Origin of the sequence: Micromonospora lacuserhaii (assembly GCF_036902735.1) — a bacterium.
Lineage (GTDB): Bacteria > Actinomycetota > Actinomycetes > Mycobacteriales > Micromonosporaceae > Micromonospora.
In genome coordinates, this window is record NZ_JBAKHO010000106.1 from 1 (window position 1) to 5,598 (window position 5,598).

Here is a 5,598-nt window from a genome sequence, read left to right on the forward strand (position 1 = left end):
GGTCCCGGGTCCCCGCCGGGCGGCCCGGCGCGCTGCACCTGCCGGCGACGCTGCGGGCCGCCGCGCCCCGGCAGGCCGGCCGGGGCCGGGTCGACGGGCCGGTCCGGTTGCGCCCCGACGACCTGCGCGAGGCGGTCCGCGAGGGGCGCGAGGGCAACCTGGTGCTCTTCGTCGTCGACACCAGCGGGTCGATGGGCGCCCGGACCCGGATGTCCGCCGTCAAGGGGGCGGTGCTCGCCCTGCTCACCGACGCCTACCAGCGTCGGGACAAGGTCGCCGTGATCGCCTTCCGGGGTGCCGGCGCGCGGACCCTGCTGCCGGCCACCTCCTCCGTGCTGGCCGCCTCCACCCGGCTGGCCGAGCTGCCCACCGGCGGGCGCACCCCGCTCGCCGAGGGGCTGCTCGCCGCCGCCGACCTGCTCCGGGTGGAACGGCTGCGCGACCCGCGCCGCCGCCCGCTGGTGCTGGTCGTCACCGACGGCCGGGCCACCGCCGGCCACCGCCCGCTGGACCGGGCCGCCCGCGCCGCGGCCGTGCTGCACGGCACCGGCGCACCCTGCGTCGTCGTCGACTGCGAGTCCGGGCCGGTCCGCCTCGGCCTGGCCCGCCGGCTGGCCGGGCAGTTGCGCGCCGACCACCACCCCCTCGACCGGGTCACCACCGACCCGCTCGTCCACCTCGCCACCCCGGACAGGAGCGTCGCCTGATGCCGCAGGGAAAGCCTTCGCAGGTACCCGCCGACGGATTGACCACCCGGCAGCGGCGGCACCGACCGCTGACCATCGTCCACACCGGGCAGATGAAGGGAAAGTCGACGGCGGCGTTCGGGCTGGCCCTGCGCGCGTGGACCGCCGGGCTGCCGGTCGGGGTGTTCCAGTTCGTCAAGAGCGCCAAATGGCGGGTGGGCGAGGAGAACGCCTTCCGCGCCCTCGGCGAGGTCCACGAGCGCACCGGGCAGGGCGCCCCGGTGGCCTGGCACAAGATGGGCGAGGGCTGGTCCTGGATCCAGCGCGGCGGCGAGGCCGACCACGCCGCCGACGCCCTGGAGGGCTGGCGGCAGATCCAGCGCGACCTGGCCGCGCAGCGCTACGGCCTCTACGTCCTCGACGAGTTCACCTACCCGATGAAGTGGGGCTGGGTGGACACCGACGAGGTGGTCGCCACCCTGGCCGACCGGCCGGGCTTTCAGCACGTGGTGATCACCGGCCGGGACGCCGACCCCCGGCTGGTCGAGGCCGCCGACCTGGTCGCCGAGCTGACCAAGGTGAAGCACCCGATGGACGCCGGCCAGAAGGGCCAGCGGGGGATCGAATGGTGACCCCCGGCCGTCGCCGCGACCCGCGCCGCTCCGACGGCCGCACCGCGCCGGCCGCCCGTCCCACCCCGCCGGAGTCCGCCCCCGGCGAGGCGTGGGCGCTGCCCCGGCTGGTGGTGGCCGCCCCGGCCAGCGGGCACGGCAAGACCACCGTGACGACCGGGCTGCTCGCCGCGCTGCGCCGCCGCGGGCTGACCGTCAGCCCGCACAAGGTCGGCCCGGACTACATCGACCCCGGCTACCACGCCCTCGCCGCCGGCCGGCCCGGCCGCAACCTCGACCCGTGGCTGGTCGGCGAGGACCGGATCGCGCCGCTGCTGCGGCACGGCGCCAGCGTCCCCACCCCCGCCGACGTCGCCGTCGTCGAGGGGGTGATGGGGCTGCACGACGGCGCGGTCGGCCGCGGGGCGTACGCCTCCACCGCGCACGTCGCCCGGCTGATCGCCGCGCCGGTGCTGCTGGTGCTCGACACCACCGCGCAGGGCCGCTCGGCCGCCGCGCTGGTGCTCGGCATGCGCGCCTTCGACCCGGGGGTGCGGATCGGCGGGGTGATCCTCAACCGGGTCGGCTCGCCCCGGCACGAACGGCTGCTGCGCGACGCGCTCGCCGAGGTGGGCGTGCCGGTGCTCGGGGCGGTCACCCGCGCCGCCGAGGTCGCCGCGCCGTCGCGGCACCTCGGGCTGGTGCCGGTCGCCGAGCGGGCGCCGGAGTCCCTCGCCGTCGTCGCCGCGCTCGCCGAGCTGGTCGAGTCCACCGTGGACCTGGACGCGGTGCTCGAGCTGGCCGGCACCGCGCCGCCGCTGACCGCCCCGGCGTGGGATCCGGTCGCCGCCGTCGGTGGGCCCGCCGGGGGGACCCGCCCGGTCGTCGCGGTCGCCGGTGGTCCGGCCTTCACCTTCTCGTACGCCGAGACCGCCGAGCTGCTCGCCGCGGCCGGCGCGGACGTGGTGACCGTCGACCCGCTGCGCGACCCGGCCCTGCCCGCCGGCACCCGGGCCGTGGTGATCGGCGGCGGCTTCCCCGAGGTGCATGCCGACGCGCTCGCCGGGAACACCGCGCTCCGCGCCGAACTGGCCGGCTTCGACGGCCCGATCGTGGCCGAGTGCGCCGGCCTGCTCTACCTGGGCCGCTCCCTCGACGGGGTGCCGATGTGCGGGCGGCTCGACCACACCGCCGCGATGACCGGCCGGCTCACCCTCGGCTACCGCGACGCGGTCGCCGTCACCGACAGCCCGGCGCACCCCGCCGGCCAGCCGGTGCGCGGACACGAGTTCCACCGCACCGCCACCGACCCGGGGCACGGCGACCGGCCCGCCTGGCGCTTCGACGGCGCCGAGCACGGCTTCGTCGACGACCGGGTGCACGCCTCCTACCTGCACACCCACTGGGCCGGCCAGCCGTCGGCCGCCCGCCGGCTGGTCGAGGCGGCGAGCCGGTGAGCGCCGTCCTCACCGGGGTCGGGGTCGGGCCGGGCGACCCGGAGCTGCTCACCCTGAAGGCGGTCCGGGTGCTGGGCGAGGCCGACGTGGTCTTCGTACCCGTGATGGACCGGTTCGCCGCGGCCGGCGACGCGCCCCCGGGCCGGGCCGAGTCCACCGTGCTCGCGCACGTGGCGGCGGACCGGCTGCGCCGGCTGCCCTTCGCCCTCGACGACCGGGGCGGGGTGACCGCCCGCCGCGAGCGGGCCTGGGACGCCGCCGCCCGCGCGGTGGTCGAGGTGGTCGACGGCGGGGCCCGGGCGGTCGCGTTCGCCACCATCGGCGACCCGAACGTCTACTCCACCTTCGGCTACCTCGCTCACGGCGTCCGCGCGGCGCGCCCGCAGGTCGAGGTCCGCACGGTGCCCGGCGTCACCGCCATGCAGGAGCTGTCGGCCCGCAGCGGCGTCCCGCTCTGCGAGGGGCGCGAGCCGCTGACCCTGCTCCCGGCCACCGCCGGCCTGGCGCTCTTCGCCGACGCGCTCGCCGGCCCCGGCACGGTCGTCGCCTACAAGGGCTGGCGGCGGCACCCGGAGCTGGTCGGTGAGCTGCGCCGGCAGGGCCGGCTCGGCGACGCCGTGCTCGGCCGCGCGCTCGGCCTGCCCGGCGAGCGGGTCGGGCCGGTGGATGCCGCCGACGACGACCTGCCGTACCTGTCGACGCTGCTGGTCCCGGCCCAACGGGACCGGCGGGGAGGAAAGCTGTGACCGGAAAAGTGTGGTTCGTCGGGGCCGGGCCGGGCGCGGCCGACCTGCTCACCCTGCGCGCCGCCCGGGTGATCGCCGAGGCCGACGTGGTGATCTGGGCGGCCAGCCTGGTGCACGCCGACGTGCTCGCCCACGCCCGCCCCGACGCGGAGATCGTCGACTCGTCGCAGCTGCCCATCGAGGGGGTGCTGCCGCTCTACCGGCGGGCCGCCGCCGAGGGGCTGACCGTGGCCCGGATCCACTCCGGCGACCCGGCGCTCTGGGGTGCGGTGCAGGAACAGCTCGACCTGTGCCGGGCGCTCGACCTGGCGGTGGAGATCGTGCCCGGGGTCTCCTCGTTCACCGCCGTGGCGGCGATCGTCGGCCGGGAGCTGACCATCCCCGAGGTGGCCCAGTCGGTGATCCTCACCCGCCTCGAGGGCGGCAAGACGCCGATGCCGGCGGGGGAGCGGGTCCGCGACTTCGCCCGGCACGGCACCACCATGGCGCTCTTCCTCTCCGCCGCCCGCTCCGGGCAGGCGCAGGCGGAGCTGCTCGCCGGCGGCTACCCGGCGGACACCCCGGTGGTGGTGGCGTACCAGGCGACCTGGCCGGACGAGCTGGTGGTCCGCTGCGCGCTCGGCGAGCTGGAGGCCACCGTCAAGCAGCACCGGCTCTGGAAACACACCCTCTTCCTGGTCGGTCCGGCGCTCGCCGCCACCGGCACCCGCTCGCACCTGTACCACCCCGGGCACTTCCACACCTTCCGCAGGGCCGAGCCGACCGCCCGCGCCGAACTGCGCCGCGCCCGCACCACCGGAGCGGGGGACGGCCCGCGATGACGTACGCCGAGCCGCCGCTGCGCGAGCCGGACCTGCCGCGTACCGCGAAGGTCCGGCCCACCGCGCTGCGCACCGGCTGGACCACCGGCGCGTGCGCGACGGCGGCGGCCAAGGCGGCGGTGACCGCGCTGGTCACCGGCGTGCCGCAGCACGAGGTGGAGATCGGGCTGCCGGCCGGTCGGCGGGTCACCTTCGCGGTGGCCCGCTGCGACCTGGATCCCGCGCGGCGGGCCGAGGCGGTGGTGGTCAAGGACGCCGGCGACGACCCGGACGTCACCCACGGCGCGGAGCTGACCGCCACCGTGGACTGGCGGGACCCACCCGGGCTGCGGCTCGACGGCGGGCCCGGCGTCGGCACGGTCACCAGGCCGGGGCTCGGCCTGGCCGTGGGTGGGCCGGCGATCAACGAGACCCCGCGCCGGATGATCGGCCAGGCCGTCGCCGAGGTGGTCGACCTGACCGAGGTCGGCGTCCGGGTGGTGATCAGCGTGCCGCGCGGCGAGCTGATGGCCCGCAAGACCACCAACCGGCGGCTCGGCATCATCGGCGGCATCTCCATCCTCGGCACGACCGGGATCGTCCGGCCGTTCTCCACCGCCTCCTGGCGGGCCAGCGTGGTGCAGGCGGTGCACGTGATGGCCGCGCAGGGGGAGCGGACCGTGGTGCTCTGCACGGGTGGGCGTACCGAGCGGGCCGCCCGGGCGCTCCTGCCCGAGCTGCCCGAGGTCTGCTTCGTCGAGGTGGGCGACTTCACCGGAGCGGCGGTCACCGCCGCGGTCGGTGACGGGATGACCGGGGTGGTCTTCGTCGGGATGGCCGGCAAGCTGGCCAAGCTCGCCGCCGGCATCCTGATGACCCACTACACCCGGTCCAGGGTGGACCTCTCGCTGCTCGGCGCGGTCACCGCCGAGGCCGGCGGCGACGCCGACCTGGTCGCGGCGGTCGCGGCGGCGAACACCGGGCGGCACGCGTACGAGCTGTGGGAGGCCGCCGGGCTGCTCGGCCCCGCCGGTGACCTGCTCTGCCAGCGGGTCCGCCAGGTGCTGCGCCGCTTCGCCGGTGCGGCGGTCGACGTGGACGTGGCCATGGTGGACTTCGCCGGCGCCCGGGTCGTCGCCTCCTCGGGCCGGTGGGCGGCATGACCGCGCTGCCGCCGCCCACCGCCGGGGCGGTCCCGACCACGCCGCTGACCGTGCTGGGGATGGACGCCGCCGGCCGGCCGCCCGGCCCGGAGGCGGGGACCGCGCTGGCCGCCGCCCGGCTGGTCGTCGGCGCGG

The 5,598-nt window shown here is 77.7% G+C and carries 6 protein-coding genes; all 6 read left to right on the plus strand.

Annotated features, from left to right (window positions below):
* On the plus strand, positions 1-707 hold a 707-nt coding region (locus V6U81_RS28785), incomplete at its 5' end, for a vWA domain-containing protein (protein ID WP_334494165.1).
* Entirely contained in the window at positions 707-1,318 is a 612-nt protein-coding gene (gene cobO, locus V6U81_RS28790) for a cob(I)yrinic acid a,c-diamide adenosyltransferase (protein WP_334494167.1), read from the plus strand. The genes V6U81_RS28785 and cobO, both read left to right, overlap by 1 nt.
* Positions 1,319-1,416: 98 nt before the next feature.
* Positions 1,417-2,754 carry a cobyrinic acid a,c-diamide synthase CobB gene (locus V6U81_RS28795; RefSeq protein WP_334494175.1) on the plus strand — a complete coding sequence of 446 codons (1,338 nt, stop codon included), beginning with the start codon at positions 1,417-1,419 and terminating at the stop codon, positions 2,752-2,754.
* Positions 2,751-3,500: a precorrin-2 C(20)-methyltransferase gene (gene cobI / locus V6U81_RS28800; RefSeq protein ID WP_334494169.1), complete on the plus strand. Its 750-nt coding sequence runs from the start codon at positions 2,751-2,753 to the stop codon at positions 3,498-3,500. The genes V6U81_RS28795 and cobI overlap by 4 nt, the downstream gene beginning before the upstream one ends.
* On the plus strand, positions 3,497-4,321 hold the full coding sequence (gene cobM, locus V6U81_RS28805; RefSeq protein ID WP_334494171.1) for a precorrin-4 C(11)-methyltransferase: 825 nt from the start codon (positions 3,497-3,499) through the stop codon (positions 4,319-4,321). The genes cobI and cobM overlap by 4 nt, the downstream gene beginning before the upstream one ends.
* Positions 4,318-5,463: a cobalt-precorrin-5B (C(1))-methyltransferase gene (locus V6U81_RS28810; RefSeq protein ID WP_334494173.1), complete on the plus strand. Its 1,146-nt coding sequence runs from the start codon at positions 4,318-4,320 to the stop codon at positions 5,461-5,463. The genes cobM and V6U81_RS28810 overlap by 4 nt, the downstream gene beginning before the upstream one ends.
* The last annotated feature ends 135 nt before the right edge of the window (positions 5,464-5,598 follow it).